This window comes from Micromonospora sp. NPDC049523, assembly GCF_040676775.1.
In the GTDB taxonomy this organism is placed as follows: domain Bacteria; phylum Actinomycetota; class Actinomycetes; order Mycobacteriales; family Micromonosporaceae; genus Micromonospora_G.
Genome location: NZ_JBFAPP010000007.1, coordinates 325,063 through 342,402 on the forward strand (window position 1 = coordinate 325,063; position 17,340 = coordinate 342,402).

The window sequence follows — 17,340 nt, forward strand, 5'->3', positions numbered from 1 at the left end:
GGGGGCCCGGCGGGCAGGTGCCCCCACCACCGATCACTACCGGTCGTCCCGCTTGATGCCGGTGATCAGGACGTCACTGAGACCACCGACGTAGAACCGGCCGGCCGGCTCGAAGCCGACTTCGGCGAGCCACTGCTCGTATTCCCGAGCGGTGTAGACCATGCCCTCGCCGGAGGCGATGGTCTGGAAGTACGCCGACAGGTACGCCGCGAGTTCCGGACCGGTTTCGTCGTCGTCCTGGCTCGGCGTCAGGATGAAGATCTGCGAGCCGGGATCGAGTGCCCGTGAAGCCTTCTCCAGCAGCAGCCGGTTGCGCTCGATCGACCAGATCTCCAGGAAGTGCGCGAAGATCAACCCATCGCAGTCCCTCGGCAGCTCGTCGTGGAACACGTCCAGGCCGACCGCGCGTACCCGGTCGTCGAGCCCGGCGTCGGCGATGCGCTCCCGGGCCGCCTCGACGACGCTCGGCAGGTCGACGATGGTGATTTGCAGGTGTGGCCAGCGCCGTGCCAACGCGGTCGCGTTCACGGCGGTGCCGCCGCCGACGTCGAGCAGGTGCCGGCACTCGGACAGGTCGAGCTTGCGGGCCAGGTCGGCAGCGACCGTACGGCTGACGGAGCCCATCATGTGGTGGAACGTCGTCTCGAGCTGCGGGTGGCCGACCAGTCGACCGTACAGCGTGGACGCCTCACCGGACAGCTCTCGCTGCAATCCGATATTGGTGTTCGCCTCCAGCGATTCGTAGAACCAGCCCATCGCCCGGTACGTCAGGTGCTGCTCGAACGGCACGAACGCGCCCGGCAGGTCGGTGAGGTCGGCCGCCAGCGGTTCCGAGATCGCCGTGTTGAAGTAACCATCGCCGTCCTTGGCGACCAGGCCGGCGACGGTGCAACCGAGCAGCAGGACCCGGGTCGGCTGCTCGTCCAGGCCTAGCCGTTTCGCGATCTCCGCGCGGGACAGACCCGGCTCGGCCGCGAGCAGCGTGAACAGGCCCGCCCGGAACGCGGCGCTGAGGAATTGAAAGCGATAATGTGCCTTGTAGAGCGGACGGAGTGCGGTCTCCGCCTGGTTGTCCAGGCGCGGGCCCATTGCTCGTGTCATATTGTCGCCTCCGACTCGTCTCACACCACTCACCTGTCTACCCGCGTAGACTAGCCATTCGGCGATTGCCGGGTAATCACGTAATCGCGTGATCCTATCAATTTCGATTCGCGTATTCGCGGTATGGACGGTGCGAGTCAGGGCTGGATAACGTTGCCTTTCAACCGCCTATCCGGAGGTTCGGAAATGACCGCACTCCCCCGGCGCCGTCTGCTCGCCGGAACCTCCGCAGCGGTGGGCGCCACCATGCTCGGCGGATCACCCACGGGCGCCGACCCCGCGGCAGAGTCCACACCCGAGCCGGTGACCGTACGGCCCGCTGACCCGCGCTACCCGGAACTCGTCACCGGCAACAACCAGCGGTGGGTCGCCCGCCCGGCGTACGTCGTGCTGCCGACCTCGACGGCGCAGGTGGTCGCGGCGGTCCAGGCCGCGGTCGACGCCGGCCGCCGAATCTCGGTACGCAGCGGGGGACACTGCTACGAGGACTTCGTCTACCACCGGGACGCCCAGGTGATCGTGGACCTGTCCGAGTTGCGCGACATCCACTACGAGCGGCGGTACGGGGCGTTCTCCGTCGCGCCGGGGGCGACCCTGCTCGAGGTGTACCGGACCCTGTTGCGCCGCTGGGGGGTGACCATCCCAGGTGGTAGCTGCTACTCGGTCGGCGCCGGCGGGCACATCGTCGGCGGCGGATACGGTTTCCTCTCCCGCCGGCACGGGCTGACCGTGGACCACCTGTACGGGGTCGAAGTGGTGGTCGTGGACGCCGCCGGCCGGGCCCGCAGTGTCGTCGCCACCCGGGACGACACCGACAACGACCTGTGGTGGGCGCACACGGGCGGCGGCGGTGGCAACTTCGGCATCGTCACCCGTTACCTGCTGCGCTCACCCGGGGCCAGCGGCACCAGCCCGGAGTCGGCGCTGCCCCGGCCGCCGAGCACCGTGCTGCTGCGCGCGACCGGGCTGGACTGGGCCGGTCTGGACGAGGAGCGGTTCGTCCGGCTGGTCGCCAACTACGGCCGCTGGCACGAGGCGAACAGCGCACCGGACTCGCCCGCAACGGCACTCAGCGCGGTGCTGGCGCTCAACCACCGCGCCGCGGGCGGCAACGCGCTGCTCGCCCAGGTCGACGGCGATGCCCGGGACGCGGCTGGGCTGCTGGACGGATTCTTCGCAGCCGTGCTCGACGGCGTACTGGACGGCGCCGCCCGCACCGGGGAGCCGACCACGCCGCTGGGCCACCTGGGCCCGATGCCGGCGCTGGCGCAACCCCGCCATTGGCCCTGGCTGCACGCGACCGCCTACCTGGGCACGAACACCCCGGCGCTGACCGACCCGCTGCAACGTGGCGCGCACAAGGCGGCCTACCTGCGCCGGTCCCTGCCCGCAGGTGCGAGCCGGGTGCTGTTCCGGCAGCTCACCATGGCGGGACCGGCGAATCCCCGGGCCGGGGCGGTGCTGTTCTCCCACGGCGGCCGGGTGAACGCGGTGGCGCCCGCGGCGACCGCAGTCGCCCAGCGCGACTCGGTGCTCAAGCTGCTGGTGCAGTCGTTCTGGTCCGAGGCCGCCGACGACGAGCCCCAGCTCGGCTGGGTACGCGACACCTACCGGCAGCTCTTCGCGGACACCGGTGGTGTGCCGGTCCCCAACGAGCTGACCGATGGCTGCTACATCAACTACCCCGACGGGGACCTGGGCGACGAGCGCTGGAACGGTTCGGGCGTCGGCTGGCAGACGCTCTACTACAAGGACAACTATCGCCGGTTGCAGCAGGTCAAGGCGCGTTGGGATCCGACGGACGTGTTCCGGCACGCCCAGTCCGTACGGTTGCCTGGCAGGGACTGAGCGGGTCGTCGACGGCACGGCCCGACAAAAAATCACGAAAGCACGTGATGCCGTCAAACGGCGCCGTCACGAGGATCGTGGAGGGCCGCGATCCTCGGCGAGACGCGGCCGACAGTCACCGACAGAGGAGATCGAATGGGTGTTCAGGGCAAGGCCGCGATCGTCACCGGCGCCTCGCGTGGGATAGGCCGGGCCGTGGCCGAGCGGCTGGGCCGGGACGGTGCCAAGGTCGTCGTGCACTACCAGCGCAACAAGGACGCGGCCGAGCAGGTCGTGAGCACCATCGTGCAGTCCGGCGGCGAGGCCGTCTCGGTGGCCGGCGACATCGCGGTGGCCGCCGACATCCGGGCGCTCTACGAGGTGGCCCTCACGCAGTTCGGCGCCGTCGACATCGTCGTGAACAACGCCGGCACGGTGGTCGGCGGCCCGGTCGAATACATCTCCGAGGAGGACTTCGACCGGGTGGTCGCGGTCAACCTGCGCAGCGTGTTCGTGTCCGCGCAGGAGGCCGCCAAGCACCTCTCCGACGGTGGTCGCATCATCAACATCTCGGCACGTACGCCGGTAGCGGCGGTGGCGATGCTCGGTGTGTACGCCGCCACCAAGGCCGGGGTGGATGTATTGACCCAGTCGCTGGCTCACCAGTTCGGCCCGCGCGGGATCACCGTCAACGCGGTCGCCCCCGGACCGACGGACACCGACCTGCTGGCGCCGGACGCGCGGGCCAACCTCGACGCGATCATCGGCCAGACGCCGCTGCGCCGCCTGGGCCAGCCGGCCGACGTGGCCTCCGTGGTCGCCTTCCTGGCCGGCCCGGATGCTGCCTGGGTGACCGGGCAGACCATCCACGCCGACGGCGGGATCCTCTGACGTCCGATCGTCCCGAGCTGCGCGGGTACCGGGTGTGGAGTCCCACACCCGGTGCCCGGTCGTCGTGACTCCACTCCCGACCTGCGCCGGGACTGCACTGACCCGCTCGCCGACGATCGTGACGACCAGCAAGGTATAGGCTGCAAGCGGTGATGAGGACGATCGTCCGTTGATCCGTTCCCGGCCGCGCGACGGTGTCACCTTCCCGTGCCGGCGAGCGATCGAGCCGAGGAGGCGGCAGGATGCCACGCCAGTTCCCGCTCGTGGGACGGGACGAGACGATGGCGGTGCTGGACAGCGCCGTGGCGGCCGTCGCGCAGGGGTCCGGCGGATGCGTGGTCATCGAGGGCTCCGCTGGGATCGGCAAGTCCCGCGTACTGGCGGCTGCCACGGCGCGGGCCGATGCCCTGGGTGTCGGTGTCGCCGCCGGGCGGGCCACCGAGCTCGACCGGGTGGCGCCGCTGACCACCTTCCTCGCGGCCCTGCGCGGTTCGACGCCGCAGGTGCTCGACGAGGCGCAGCTGGCCGACCTGATGCGACACCAGGATGCAAAGTTCTGGCTTGTCGATCGGCTGTGCGAGTTCGTCGAGAGTTACTGCCGTGACCGCAGCCTGGTCATCACCCTGGACGACGCGCAGTGGCTGGACGAACTCACCTCCCTGGCGCTGCGCGTGATGGTGCCCGCGCTGTCCTCCGCGCCGCTGCTCTGGCTGCTCACCCGCCGCTACCCGGCCGGCCGCTCACCCGCCGACGACACCGTGGAGTGGCTGGTCGGCGAGGGGGCACAACGGCTGGCGCTCGGCCCGCTAGACCCGGAAGCCACCGCGCAACTCTGTGCCAACGTGCTCGGCGGCCGACCCGGACCGGGCCTGCTCGCCCTCGCCGACGGGGGCGGCGGCAACCCGTTCCTCCTGGAGGAACTGCTGACCACACTCCAGTCGGCCGATCGGATCAGACACGTCGGCGGCCTCGCCGAGATCTCCGGCGACGGGCTGCCGAGCAGTTTCGTGACCGCCGTGGACCGCCGCCTCGGGGAACTCCCGGTCGAGCTGCGACGGCTACTGGAAGCCGGGTCGGTGCTCGGCCGCCCGTTCACCCTGCACGAAGTGGCGGGCCTGCTGGCCCAGCCAACCGCCGAGTTGCTCGACGCCACCCGGACGGCGGTGGAGAGCGAGACGCTGGTGGACGACGGCGACACGCTGTGGTTCCGGCACAGTCTGATCCGTGAGGCAATTTACGACGGGCTGCCCGGCGCGGCCCGTAAGGCGCTACACCGGGACGCGGCGACCGTCCTGCGGGCCGAAGGGCGACCGTCGCCCGAGGTCGCCGCGCACTTCGTCAGCGGGGCGCAGCAGGTCGGTCCGCAGGCAATGGAGATCCTCCGGGAGGCGCTGGACGAGGTCGCACACTCCACGCCCGGGGCCGCCGCCGACCTCATCCTGCGTACGCTCGACCTGCTGACCGAGCAGGACCCGGCCCGGCTACGGCTGATCGCCGACGCCATCCGCCTGCTCGCGTCCGCCGGCCGGCTGGCCGAGGCACAGCGGCTCGGCGACGTGTACCTCGGGTGTGAACTGCCCACCCCGGACGAGGCGGCGATCCGGCTCGGGCTCGCCGAGGCGCTCAAGCACGCGGGCCAGAACCGCGAGGTAGTGGGCTACACCTCGCGCGCCCTCGCTCAGCAGGGGGTGCCGACCCGGGACTACGCCAACCTGCTCGCCGTGCAGGCGCACGCGTTGCTGCAACTCGACGACCTGACCGGCGCCCGGGACAGCGCCACCCGCGCGGTCGAGCTGGGTGAGCTGAGCGGCAACCATCCGGCCATGGTGTCCGGCGGCGCCGCGCAGAGCGCGGTCGCGTACGCCCGCGGTGACCTGGACCTGGCACTGCGCTACGCCGACGACGCGGTGGTGCTGACCAACCGGGTGCACGGCGAGGCACAGCACCGCCACCCCCGACTCTGGCTGGGTCTGGCCCTGGCCTCGCTCGACCAGACCGAGCAGGCCGCCGAGGTGTACGCAGCCGACCGGCGCATATCCAACCAGCTCGGCACGGTCTGGTCCCACCCGCTGTCGCACCTGTTCCGGGCGGACCTGCTGGTCTCCACCGGGCAGCTCGCCGACGCGGAAGCGGAGGCCGAGGCCGGGCTGCTGGCCGCCGAGCAACTGGGCGCCACCGCGTGCGCGCCCGCGCTGCTGGCCACCCTCGCCCACCTCGCCGTACGCCGGGAGGACCAACCGGCAGCCCGCCGTTACCTGCGCCGGGTCCAGCAGCGCCTGGACTCCGGGGTGAGTGCGACGCCGGAGGAGGTGCGCTGGGAACTCGCCCTCTATCAGGATGCGGAGGGGTCGCCGGCGACTGCTTTCGAGACCCTCAAGGGCATCTATCCGGCCTTGCTGGATCGGCCGTACCTGCTGGTGCAGGAGCCGTCGGCGGCCCCGCATCTGATCCGGCTGGCGCTCGCCGTCGCCGCGCGGGACGATGCAGAGGTGGTGGTCGACGCGATCCGGCGGCTGGCCGACCGCAACCCGTCGGTCTGTTCCCTGGCTGGTGCCGCGCTGCACGCCGAGGGCCTGTTCGGCGAGGACCTGGACACTCTGCGCGCGGCGGTGGCCGCGTACCGGGCGAGTCCCAGGCCGCTGGCCCGCGCGTCGGCGCTGGAGGACCTGGGCCGCGCCGAGCAGGCCCGGGGCAACGGGGACGCCGCCGCGCAGTCGATGGAGCAGGCCCTGACGCTGTACGCCGACGCGGGTGCCCGCCGGGATGCCAAACGGGCAAGGACCCGGCTGTACGCGATGACGGCCCGCCGTACCTCCGGGCGCGGTTCGCGGCGGCCGAAGACCGGGTGGGCCAGTCTGACCCAGTCGGAGCTGCGGGTGGTCCGTCTGGTGGCGAAGGGCCTCACAAACCGGGAGATCGGTACGCGGCTTTTCCTGTCCCGGCACACGGTGGACAGCCACGTGCGGCACGCCTTCGGCAAACTCCAGTTGTCCAGCCGGGTCGAGCTGACCCGGGTGGTGATGACGAACAGCCCCGACACCGACGAGCCGGACTTCTGATCACACCCGGTCCGGCGCTGTCCCCGCTGGGTGACGCGCCACGATGAAGCGGGTGAGCACGGCGCCGAGTAGTGCGGCGCCGAGCGCGCAGGTCAGCGCCCAGGAGTAGCCGGAAACCAGGGCGTCGGTACGGTCCAGCCGGTCGGTCACGGCGGCGGTACGGCTGTCCGCGACGACCGCCAGGATCGCGAGCCCGAGCGCCCCTCCGGCCTGGTACGTGGTGGTCGCGAGGCCGGAGGCGGCACCGGCGATCGGCCCGCTGACGCCCATTGTGCAGACCACGAAGGACGACACGATCGACATACCGACGCCGAAGGCCCAGACGGCGGCGGGCACCGCGAACGCGATCGTGACCGGCCGCTCGTCGCTGATCAGCACGGCCCACAGGCCCAGGGCCAGCGCCTGGACCACCAGCCCGGCGGCGAGCACGTTCGGCGGGCCGAACCGGAGCAGCCTCGGCGCCGCTTGGGTGCCGGCGAGCATGGCCAACGGTACCGGCAGGGTGACGAACGCTGCCTCCATGGCGCTGTAACCGCGTACCTGCTGGAGGAACAGGGCGACGAAGAACAGGGTGGCGATCAGTACGGCGCCGACCAACGAGAAGATCATGTTTCCGACGACGACGTTGCGTCGTGCGAACAGCTCGGTTGGCAGCAACGGGGCGGCGCCCCGGAGTTGACGAAGCACGAACGTGACGAGCAACGCGCCCGCAAGGGTGAACTCGGTGAGGGTGACCACGGAGGTCCACCCCTGCGCGCTGCCCCGGAGCACGGCGAGGATGAGCAGGATCAGTCCACCGGTGACGGCGACCGCGCCGAGGATGTCGAGGCGTCCCTGCCGCCCCGGCTCGGTGCGCGGCAGCAGGCGGAGCGCGGCGACCAGCACGACGAGGCAGATCGGTAGGTTGATCAGGAAGATTCCCTGCCAGGCGACGCTGGTGAGCAGCCCCCCGAGGACCAGTCCGACCGGGGCGGCGAGGCCGGCCATACCGCTGAAGATGCCCAGCGCCCGGTTCCGCTCGGCGCCCTCCGGGAAGATGTCGGTGATCAGTGCCAGCGCCGCCGGAGTCACCACGGCCGCACCCAGCCCCTGGAGGAGCCGGCCGGTCACCAGTTGCCACGGCGTCACCGACAGCGCGCAGGCCAGGGAGAAGACCGCGAACAGGACAACCCCGGCGACGAACAGCCGCCGCCGGCCGACGATGTCGGTCGCGCGACCGGCCAGCAGCATGAACCCGGCGAAGCCCACGATGTAGGCATCGATGACCCAGGCGATCGTGGTGGGTGAGAAGTCGAGATCCGACCCGATGCTCGGCAGCGCCACGTTCACCGCGGATGCGTCGATCACGGAGATGAACTCGATCAGGGCGAGAATCCAGAAGATCATCCACGGACTGCGCCGGCCGGAGCCCGGCGCTCCGGGTTTGTACGATCCGGCCTCGACAGCACTCATAACCGCAGACCGCTTTCCGGCTCGCTTACCCGCAAGGTCGACGGTGGCCGACGCCCCCATCGTCGCGATCCGCGCGTAGCGCGCCATCACGCGTTGTCGTGATATCGCCCGACCTCTGCGAACCGGGGGGTGCACAGATCCCGGGAACACGGGATGTCCCGGGCCGGGCCGACACGAGAACCTGCTAGCCGGGGACTTCTCCCGTGCCGGCCGACGCGTACGACCTCACCGGAAGGAATGACGTTGATAAATTTCACGCATACCGTTCTCGTCAACGACGACGACGACCTCCCGGAGATCAAGGCCGATCAGTTGTGGACCATCCTGGAGTACAAGTCGCGCAACCCGGTGCTGTTCGTCCCGTCGATCACGAAGTCCGAGGTGATCGACGATGCCGGCGACCAGTTCGTCCGCCGCATCGTGGTCCGGGGAGCCATCACCGTACGGGAGCGGGTGCTGCTCGAACCGCACCGCCGGATCGTCTTCGAGCAGTTGGACAGCCCCTACCTGACGACGATCGTCAACGAGATGGGTGAGGACGACCGGGGCAGGCTCACCTTCACGTTGATCGCCACGCTGTCGGCCCCAGGGATCGAACGAAGCCGGCGGGAGAGTGGCTTCGTCGCCGAGAACGAGGCCGTCTTCTTCGACACGGCCCGCGCCACCGTCAACTCGATCCGGTTGTACGCCGCGGCCCACCAGCCCGAGCTGGCGTAGCGTCGCCGGTGCCGTTCGCGGGGCCGATAGTTGCACGTGGGACCGCTCCCCGCTCCTCCCCCATCGGGCACTCCTCCCCTCGAACCGCTTCACGCCCGACACGGGCACCCGTGCGTTCCCCGAAGACGGGCACCCACACCTGGAATCGGGGACCGGATCGGCGGCGGCGCGGGTCCCGCTGGCCGCCATGGGCAGGCGAAACGGCCATGTGACGCACCGCTCCGTGTGCACCGTGAGCGGGCCCGCGGGTTGGGAGACTGCGCAGGTGAAGGCTATCGGCGGCGCCTGGTGGCGGTGGCGGTTCACCCCGCTGTCCGAGGGCACCAAAGTCACCCGGCTGGAGCTCTTCTTCGACCTGGTGTTCGTCTACGCGTTCTTCAACATGGCCCGGTCGACCTCGGAGGACTTCAACCTCGACGGACTACTACGCGGACTCCTGGTCCTGTCCCTGCTCTGGTGGTGCTGGTGCTCCTACGTCATGACCGGCAACAGCGTCCGAACCGATGCCGGCATCATGCCCGTTGTCCTGTTCGCCGCCATGGCCGTCATCTTCGTCGCCAGCCTGGCCATCCCCCAGTCCTTCACCACCGAGAGACCCGGGACGCTGTCCGCCCCACTGGTCTTCGCCATCTGCTACTTCCTCGTCCGTGCCCTACACCTGTCGATCTTCTGGTACGCCGCGCACAACAACCCGCTGCTGCGACACCAGCTCCTCCGGATCACCGTGCCCACGCTCGTTGCCACGCTCCTGCTGGTCGCCGCCGCCCTGCTGCCACAGCAGCTGGTCGACCAGCCGCACCGGTTCGACGCCCGGGTCGCGCTGTGGTCTCTTGCCGTGATCATCGAGTACGCGACCAGCTTCGCCGTCGGCTTCCGAGGGTTCGACATCCCCTCGGCCGCGCACTGCGCCGAGCGGTACGCGCTGATCACCACTATCGCCTTCGGCGAAGCGATCATTTCGGTAGGAACCGGAGCCCGAGAGGTCGGCCCCTCGATCACCTGGCCGCTGATCGGCGCGGCGGTCCTCGGCATCGTGCTCACCGCGTGCCTCTGGTGGGCCTACTTCGACCTCATCGCCCTCGCCGCGGAACAGGTCCTGCGTGAACTCCACGGGCCTGCCCGCGTCGCCCTCGCCCGTGACGCCTACAACTACCTCCACCTACCCATGATCGCCGGCATCATCATGCTCTCCCTCGGCGCCGAGAAACTCCTCCGCGCGACGGGCAAGCCCGCCACCATGCACCAGCCGCTCCACGGTCTGGCCCTCTACCTGCTCTACGGCGGGACGATCCTCTTCCTGCTCGGACACCTGTGCTTCCAGCTACGCGCGCTGCGGACGGTCTCGTGGACCCGGGTCACCACCATCGTGCTACTGGCGGGCCTCATACCGCTGGCCGGGCACATGCCCGGACTCGGCGCTCTCGCCCTACTGACCGCGGTCGGTCTCGCGCTCACCATCACCGAACTCGTCATCTTCGCCGGCCCCCGACGAGCCCTACGAGCCGCAGTCCACCAAGAGGCTGTCAGCCACGCTGCCCGCGAGACCGAGTGGCGCCGCCAACACCGGTGACTCAACAGCCTCGAACCGCACCCGGCCCGCCGGACGGCGGAGGTCGCCGCCCGGCGTAGCACGGGGTGCTGTTCCGGCCGCTACTGGGCGAGGCCGACAATGTTGCCGTCGGCGTCCTTGACCATCGCGACCAGCATGCCGCCACCGACATCTGTCGCGTCTTGGAGCACCTCGGCGCCCGCCTCGACCAGGCCGGCGATCGCCGCGGCCACGTCCGGCACGGTCCAGTACGGGACCGGCGCGTTCATGCCCTTCTTGTGTCCGTTGGGGTCCAGGCCGACCTTCTGCCCATCGACCTCGTACTGGACGTAGTAGGGCTCGTCCACCACCGGGGCGACCCCCAGGAGCGCGGCGTACACCGACTTGGCCTTGTCGAGGTCACTGACCGGGATGATGATCGTTTGTGCGGCGCCAGTCACGGGAACTTCCTCTTCTCACAGGTCACAGGGTGCGAGTGCCCCTCCTGTCGTAACCTACGGCCCACGGTCGGGGTGATGCTTCTTCATTCCTGATCGTTGCGACCCGACCATCACCGCGCCCTAACCGACCCTTGTCCCCACTCCCCGGCGGGCTCGCGGATGCCTCGGCCGACTGGAACGATCATGGCTTGCGCCGCCGTCAGGTGGGCCCGAGATCGCCACGTGACGTCGTAGAGTCGCCGTACCCCGGCGCCCCGCCGACCGTCCATCGGAGACAAGAGATGCACTCGTACGACATGGTGTCGCTCGGGCGTACCGGCGTCACCGTCAGCCGGCTCGGTCTCGGCCTGGCCTCCCTCGGCGGCATGTTCGCGCCGGTCGACGAGGATCAGGCCCGCGCCACCATCGACGCCGCCTGGGACCTTGGCGTACGCCTCTACGACACCGCACCGGTCTACGGATACGGCCGCTCCGAGACCCGCGCCGGGCTGGCCCTGCGCCCCCGGCCGCGCGACGAGTACATCCTGTGCACCAAGGTTGGCCGGCTCATCGAACCGGGTGGCGCGGACACCCAGTCGATCTGGGTCGACCCGCCACCGGGTGTCGCCCCTCGTCTCGACTACCGCTATCCCGCCGTGATCCGATCCGTGGAGGAGAGTCTGGAACGTCTCGGCCTCGACCGGATCGACGTCCTGCACGTACACGATCCGGAACAGGACTACCCGACGGCCCTGACCGAGGCGTACCGCGCCCTGGCCGACCTCCGCGCCGCCGGGGTGATCCGGGCCGTCTCGCTCGGGGTGAACCACGCCGACGTGGCAGCCCGGTTCATCCGCGAGGCACCCGCGCCCGGGCCCGACTGCGTCCTGCTCGCGGGCCGTTACACACTGCTGGACCAGTCCGGGTCAGCCGACCTGCTCCCCCTGTGCCAGCAGCGCGGAATCGCGGTGATGGCGGCCGGAGTGTTCCAGTCCGGCCTGCTGGCCGAGCCGCGCACCGGAGCCGCGTACGGCTACGGCCGAGTGCCGGACACGCTGCTCAGCCGCGTCCGCGCGCTCCGGCACCTCTGTCGCCGGTACGACGTGCCACCACTGGCCGCCGCGATCCAGTTCGCGTTCGGGCACCCCTCCGTCGCGGCGGTGGTGGTCGGTGCCCGTGCACCCCACGAGATGGACGACAACGCGGCGCTCCTGACACACCCGATTCCCCCCGAACTGTGGCGGCGGATGAAATCCGTGGGACTGCTGCCGGAGGGTGCGCCCACCCCGTCGGCCGAGGCCTGACACGGGCTGCCGGCAACCAGGCACAGCTCGAAGTGCAGGTGCGGATCCCCCGGTTGGTGCAACAGGAACGCCGCGAAGTCCTCCGCCGCCCCCGGAGGTGGAGGGCAGCAGGGGTGCCGACCGAGCACGGGTCGGGTCACTCCGGGTCGGGCATCTGCCCCTCTGCGCGGAGTTGCTCGAAGTGCAACTCCGGCGGCGGATCCGGATCCCAGTCCGATGGTCGGGGCGTCTCCGGGCCGTCCGGACCGACCCGGACGAACGACTCGACCCGGGTCACCCGGCAACGCACGCCCTTCACCTCGAACTCGTCCGTACGGGGCGCCTCGAACTCCTCCCGAGCCCGGGTGTACGCCGCCCTGATCTCTTCGAACGACGCGTTCTCGTGCGGGACGATGTCGCTGAACCTGAAGGACGCCGATTCCCGGGCGGCCTGCGGCGTCGGGTACGTGGAGAACGACCGGGGTCGCCACCTGCCGTCTACGTATTCGCCGATGGTGAAGCCGACCGGCAGCAACACCACGTTCGGATGGGTGACCAACGCCCGCCGGGAGTCCTCGCGTACGTCGTCGGGCACGATTCCCCCCTTCTTGTAGAACGAGGGAACGAGTTCCATCCGCAGTATGCCGTCGGCAAGGCCGGTGCTCGCGCCCGGGTCGATGACGAATCCCTCCATCTGCGTACCCAGCGTGCCCTTCTGGCGAGTGGGACGAGGGTCCGGGTCGGTAGGCCGGGGCGGCTCCGGTCCGTCCGGTCCCATCCGGATGAACGGCTGGGCACGGATGATCCGGTAGCGGCGGCCGTTGACCGTGAGGTCGTTCACCACCTCCCAGTCGAGCAGCCGGATCGCCGCCTCGTACTCCTTGCGCTCGGCCGCCTTCTCGGCGGTGTCCGGCGTCTCGCTGAGCAGCCGCCGGAAGTGGGAACCGAGATCGTCACGGGTGCCCTGCGGCTCGTCGCCGAGCAGGCTGAGAATCCGCCACCGGTGATCCACCTCCTCGGCGCGACCGAAGACGGGTGCCCCCCACATCAGCTTGGGATAGGCAAGCGAGCGGCGGCGCGCGTCGTCCTCGGAAACCGCCGATACCGGGTCGTCTTTCTGCTCGATGTTGATCAGCAGGTGATCGGGAACCTGCTTACCGTAATGCGTCATGGACACACTGTGCCCTGCTGTCGTTCGACCCACGGCTCGCACACGCCGGCATCAGCGCAGTGCCGTCTGACGGGTGATCCGCACCGCGTCGGCGATGACGTAGCCGGTGTCGGCGGTCCAGCGGCTCACCCCCACCCGGTTGGCGTCCCCGGCGGCCAGCGTGAACGCGCCGAGCGACACCCACCGGCCGCCGTTGAGGCGCTGGTTGACCCGTACCGTCTGGTTACCCCCGGTGGTGGCGACGATGTACGGGGTCGAGTCGTTGTAGTCCGCGTTTGCCGGATACCAGACCGCCACCTCGTACGAGGCTGTCTCCGGGATGGCGAACCTGTACCAGGCGACATCGCTGGTCGGGGTCGGGTTCGCGAACCGGTAGTCGGCGCCGAACCGCTGGCCGGAGTAACCGGACGTGCCCCAGTTCGCACTCGCGGTGAACCGACCGGAGGTGGCGTTGTCGACCGTGCTGCTCCAGGCCGGCGGATGCGCACCGGTCGAGACGTCGAGGTAGTTGCGGTCGATGCGGAGCTGTACGCCTCCCCAGGTCTCGTAGACATCTCCGGCGTACTGGTGCAGTCGTTGGCGATTGGCCCAGTACGCCGCCGGGACGTACGGTCCGGCGTCGGTGTTCGCCACGTTGTTCCACCAGGCGAACCAGATGTGGTCCACGCGGCTGTAGGAAGGGTCGTCGTACGCGCTGGCGACGTCCGCGATACCGGACGCCCCGCTGGAGTACACGCCCGCGAGGTAGCCGTACGAGTGGAGCGTGTCGGTCCAGCCGGAGAGGAACGAGAGGACCGCGGCCCTGCAGGACGCGTTCGACGGGTAGGCCTCGATGTCGTTGTAGATCGCACTGCCGGCGAGGATGCCCAACGCCTGCGCGGCACCTACCGCGCTGGTCGCCGCGGTCGAGCCCTGCGCTCGCGCGGTGGCGGGGTCGGTCGAGATCAGCAGTGAGTAGCGCGCGGAGCAGGGTGCCTGGCGGCCGAGCTCGATCGGGATCAGGCGCCAACCGTTCGCGGTCTGGTTGGCCACCCAGGTCGCGGTCAGGTTCGGCTGGGCGCAGGACCGGTTGGCGCCGCTGATGTAGACGCCGACCGCACGGTAGGGCGAGCTGGCTCGCCAGGCGTCCATGGTCGACTGGGACGGCGCCGTACACGTGTCGAAGCCCCTGCCGGTGTAGGTGCCCGGCTGAGGTCCGGCGGCAGCCAGCGGTGTCCGGCGGGGCGCGGCTCGCGGGGCGGTGGCGGCATCGGCGAACGCCGACGCCACCGCGTCCGGGCCGAGGGTCGCGGTGGCCAGGATCTCGCGTACGAGGGGTTCGGTCAGCGGGGTGTGCACCGCCGTGACGAGCACGCCCGCGTCGCGCACCGCGACCCGGACGGAGTCGTCGCGTGACGCCGGGGCGCTTGCGACCGCCGTGCCCGATGCCGTGATGGCGGTGTCCGGCGAGATGCGGTCCGCCGAGACCACGTCGATCGGCTCGATGACCAGGCCCGCCGTCCGACCGACGAGGTGGGCGGGGCAGGACGACCCGTCGCCCGGATGTCCCAGGTAGACCGTGGGCCGGTCGAACCGGACGCAGGCGCGCGGATTGTCGGCCAGGTCGACGACCCGCCAGGTGTCCGGAACCGTCACCCGATAGCCCCGGTATCCGATGGTGCGGAAGCCCTCCGTGGCGTGCGGGTTCTCCGTATGGGCAGCACGCGCAGGCACGGGGGCCACCAGTGAGCTGACGATGATGAACAGGAAACCGGTCAGACTCGCCGTGAAGTGTTTCATCCGACCCTCCGGGAGGAGAACCTCTTACTTGGGGAGAAGCTCGACAATTCATACCATCTATCGATGTTTACCACTAGAGGTTTGTCGCCGAATCCCGCCCACCAGGGAATCTGTGCCCGCCGGTCACCCGAATCCACAGGGGTGGGGCCTCGTCGACCTTAGGCTGGTGACCAGGGTGACAGTGCGGGGACGGCGGTGCGCGGGTGATGCTAGGAGGCCGACGACGAAGGAGGGGGACGACATGGCTACGGAGAAGGCGATTCTGGCCGGAGGCTGTTTCTGGGGGATGCAGGACCTGATCCGCCGACGCCCCGGTGTGGTGACGACACGGGTCGGTTACACCGGCGGTGAGGTCGCGAATGCCACCTACCGCAACCACGAGGGTCACGCGGAGGCTATCGAGATCACGTTCGATCCGTCGACGACGTCGTACCGGGACCTGCTCGAGTTCTTCTTCCAGATCCACGATCCGACCACCTTGAACCGTCAGGGCGGCGACATCGGCACCAGCTACCGGTCGGCGATCTTCTACGAGAGCGACGAGCAGAAGCGGGTCGCCGAGGACACCATCGCCGATGTCGACGCGTCCGGGCTCTGGCCGGGCAAGGTCGTCACCGAGGTAACCGCTGCCGGCCCGTTCTGGGAGGCGGAGCCGGAGCACCAGGATTATCTGGAGCGCATTCCGAACGGTTACACCTGCCACTTCCCGCGACCGAACTGGACGCTACCGCGTCGTTCCCAGTAACCAGCCGAGCCGCCCGTCACAGCCACCCGACGCGTCTCTCGTGCCGACGAGCATCGGCGCCTGACTGACGCAGATGGGGATCAGCCATCGGCGCCGGGCGGCTCGCGAGTTCTTGTCAGGCACCTGGGGCGAGGGCGTCGGCGAGGCGTGCGAGGGCCGCGGTGAAGTCACTGGCGGGGAGGTGACCGAAGCCGACCCGGAAGACCCGGTCGTGCTCGCCGAACCAGGATCCCGGCGCGACGCGGGTGTCCCGCTCGGCGAGGCGGGCGTAGAAGGTCCGGACGGCGTGGTCGGGGAACCGGTCTGCGGGTAGGCGCAGGCAGCACATGGCTCCGCCGTCCGGGGGGACGATGTCGACTTGCTGCTCCGCCGCCCAGTGCAGCAGCTCGTCGAGCGCCTCCCGGAGTCGTTCGGCGCGCGGCGCAAGGAACTCGTCCCGCCGCCGGAGTACCTGGGCGGCGAGGAATTCGTCCACGGTGGAGCAGGCGATCGTGGTCAGGAACTTGGCCTCACGCAGTCGGTCGTAGAGCGCGGTGTCGGTCGTGGTCAACCAGCCGACGCGCAGGCCGGGTGCGCCGTGCGCCTTGGACACGGAGGAACAGGTGACGAGTTGCGGCGACAGCGTCGCCGTCGAACGAGGTGCTGCCGCGTCGCCGTAGGTGGACTCCCGGTAGGTCTCGTCGACCAGGACGACCGCGTCGGGTGCGCGCTCCCCCACCATCGCTAGCAACGCACGCAACTCATGCTCGCTGAATCGGACGCCGGACGGGTTCTGCGGCGAGGCCAGCGACACCAGGCGGGTACGCGGGTCGAGCTGCGTGGAGATCCGGTCCAGCGGCAACCGGTAGCCGTCGCCGAACGACAACGGCACCACGTCCACCCGCGCCCCGAGCCCTTCCGGGACCGTTCGAGCCGGCGGGAAGCACGGTGTTGCCAGCAGAACCCGATCACCGGGGGTGCAGGTGGCCTGGGCCAGGAGGAACATCGCCTCGATCGCGCCGACCGTCACCAGTACCTGCTCGGCGTCCACCCCGATGTCGGCGGCGATCAGCGCGCGCAAGCGGGCATCACCGCGTGAGGTGCCGTAGCCCAGCGGGACAGCGGCGAGCGTCGCCACGTCGGCCAGGTCGCCGAGGTTCAGCGGCGGGCTTGTGCTCTCCGCCAGGTCGTACCGAACCGGGTGGTCGATCAGGGCGGTCATGGGGCTCGGCGCGAAGGCGGTCATGGTGCACATCGTCGAGGTGTACGCCGTGCAGGGGCAGAGCCAATGCAGATGAACTGGTCGTCCGCCGGCTTGTCGTGGTGTCTGCGATATACGGTCGGTCGTGTCACCGTCGCGGTCAGTCT

The 17,340-nt window shown here is 69.9% G+C and carries 12 protein-coding genes and 1 pseudogene; 7 read left to right on the forward strand and 6 right to left on the reverse strand.

What is annotated here, in order from left to right; genetic code table 11:
- Positions 1-36: 36 nt before the first annotated feature.
- Positions 37-1,101, reverse strand: coding sequence for a methyltransferase (locus tag AB0J90_RS13710; protein WP_363595567.1), 1,065 nt, complete (start codon positions 1,099-1,101; stop codon positions 37-39).
- A 186-nt stretch (positions 1,102-1,287) separates the two neighbouring features.
- Here AB0J90_RS13710 and AB0J90_RS13715 point away from each other — a divergent pair, with 186 nt between their 5' ends.
- From AB0J90_RS13715 to AB0J90_RS13725, 3 genes are all read left to right on the forward strand, one after another.
- Positions 1,288-2,949 carry an FAD-binding protein gene (locus tag AB0J90_RS13715; protein ID WP_363595569.1) on the forward strand — a complete coding sequence of 554 codons (1,662 nt, stop codon included), beginning with the start codon at positions 1,288-1,290 and terminating at the stop codon, positions 2,947-2,949.
- A 135-nt stretch (positions 2,950-3,084) separates the two neighbouring features.
- Positions 3,085-3,819, forward strand: coding sequence for a glucose 1-dehydrogenase (locus tag AB0J90_RS13720; protein WP_363595571.1), 735 nt, complete (start codon positions 3,085-3,087; stop codon positions 3,817-3,819).
- Positions 3,820-4,061: 242 nt separating this feature from the next.
- Positions 4,062-6,878 carry an AAA family ATPase gene (locus tag AB0J90_RS13725; protein ID WP_363595573.1) on the forward strand — a complete coding sequence of 939 codons (2,817 nt, stop codon included), beginning with the start codon at positions 4,062-4,064 and terminating at the stop codon, positions 6,876-6,878.
- Here the strand turns inward: AB0J90_RS13725 and AB0J90_RS13730 are convergent, their stop codons facing one another.
- A complete protein-coding gene (locus tag AB0J90_RS13730; protein WP_363595575.1) occupies positions 6,879-8,264 on the reverse strand; it encodes an MFS transporter in 1,386 nt (461 codons plus the stop codon).
- Between the two features lie 309 nt (positions 8,265-8,573).
- On the opposite strand from AB0J90_RS13730, the gene AB0J90_RS13735 reads away from it, so the two are divergent.
- On the forward strand, positions 8,574-9,047 hold the full coding sequence (locus tag AB0J90_RS13735) for an AtaL-like protein (RefSeq protein ID WP_363595577.1): 474 nt from the start codon (positions 8,574-8,576) through the stop codon (positions 9,045-9,047).
- Positions 9,048-9,312: 265 nt separating this feature from the next.
- Complete coding sequence (locus AB0J90_RS13740) at positions 9,313-10,617, forward strand: low temperature requirement protein A (protein ID WP_363595579.1); 1,305 nt, start codon at positions 9,313-9,315, stop codon at positions 10,615-10,617.
- 80 nt (positions 10,618-10,697) lie between these two features.
- Here AB0J90_RS13740 and AB0J90_RS13745 read toward each other — a convergent pair whose 3' ends face one another.
- Complete coding sequence (locus AB0J90_RS13745; protein ID WP_363595581.1) at positions 10,698-11,036, reverse strand: VOC family protein; 339 nt, start codon at positions 11,034-11,036, stop codon at positions 10,698-10,700.
- 281 nt (positions 11,037-11,317) lie between these two features.
- On the opposite strand from AB0J90_RS13745, the gene AB0J90_RS13750 reads away from it, so the two are divergent.
- Complete coding sequence (locus AB0J90_RS13750) at positions 11,318-12,319, forward strand: aldo/keto reductase (protein WP_363595583.1); 1,002 nt, start codon at positions 11,318-11,320, stop codon at positions 12,317-12,319.
- Positions 12,320-12,455: 136 nt separating this feature from the next.
- Here AB0J90_RS13750 and AB0J90_RS13755 read toward each other — a convergent pair whose 3' ends face one another.
- Both AB0J90_RS13755 and AB0J90_RS13760 read right to left on the reverse strand, forming a co-directional pair.
- On the reverse strand, positions 12,456-13,469 hold the full coding sequence (locus AB0J90_RS13755; RefSeq protein ID WP_363595585.1) for a DUF5954 family protein: 1,014 nt from the start codon (positions 13,467-13,469) through the stop codon (positions 12,456-12,458).
- Between the two features lie 51 nt (positions 13,470-13,520).
- A pseudogene (locus AB0J90_RS13760) lies at positions 13,521-14,675 on the reverse strand (glycoside hydrolase domain-containing protein); the annotation flags it as partial.
- Positions 14,676-15,489: 814 nt separating this feature from the next.
- Here AB0J90_RS13760 and msrA point away from each other — a divergent pair.
- Complete coding sequence (gene msrA / locus AB0J90_RS13765) at positions 15,490-15,993, forward strand: peptide-methionine (S)-S-oxide reductase MsrA (RefSeq protein ID WP_363595588.1); 504 nt, start codon at positions 15,490-15,492, stop codon at positions 15,991-15,993.
- 115 nt (positions 15,994-16,108) lie between these two features.
- On the opposite strand, the gene AB0J90_RS13770 is transcribed toward msrA, so the two are convergent.
- Positions 16,109-17,218, reverse strand: coding sequence for a pyridoxal phosphate-dependent aminotransferase (locus AB0J90_RS13770; RefSeq protein WP_363595590.1), 1,110 nt, complete (start codon positions 17,216-17,218; stop codon positions 16,109-16,111).
- Positions 17,219-17,340 lie beyond the last annotated feature (122 nt).

Excerpts from the sequence above, each read along its gene's own strand:
- AB0J90_RS13755 (WP_363595585.1), bottom strand. The coding sequence starts at position 13,469 with ATGACGCATTACGGTAAGCAGGTTCCCGATCACCTGCTGATCAACATC.
- AB0J90_RS13770 (WP_363595590.1), bottom strand. The coding sequence starts at position 17,218 with ATGACCGCCTTCGCGCCGAGCCCCATGACCGCCCTGATCGACCACCCG.
- msrA (WP_363595588.1), top strand. The coding sequence starts at position 15,490 with ATGGCTACGGAGAAGGCGATTCTGGCCGGAGGCTGTTTCTGGGGGATG.
- AB0J90_RS13725 (WP_363595573.1), top strand. The coding sequence starts at position 4,062 with ATGCCACGCCAGTTCCCGCTCGTGGGACGGGACGAGACGATGGCGGTG.
- AB0J90_RS13730 (WP_363595575.1), bottom strand. The coding sequence starts at position 8,264 with ATGATCTTCTGGATTCTCGCCCTGATCGAGTTCATCTCCGTGATCGAC.
- AB0J90_RS13710 (WP_363595567.1), bottom strand. The coding sequence starts at position 1,101 with ATGACACGAGCAATGGGCCCGCGCCTGGACAACCAGGCGGAGACCGCA.
- AB0J90_RS13750 (WP_363595583.1), top strand. The coding sequence starts at position 11,318 with ATGCACTCGTACGACATGGTGTCGCTCGGGCGTACCGGCGTCACCGTC.
- AB0J90_RS13715 (WP_363595569.1), top strand. The coding sequence starts at position 1,288 with ATGACCGCACTCCCCCGGCGCCGTCTGCTCGCCGGAACCTCCGCAGCG.
- AB0J90_RS13720 (WP_363595571.1), top strand. The coding sequence starts at position 3,085 with ATGGGTGTTCAGGGCAAGGCCGCGATCGTCACCGGCGCCTCGCGTGGG.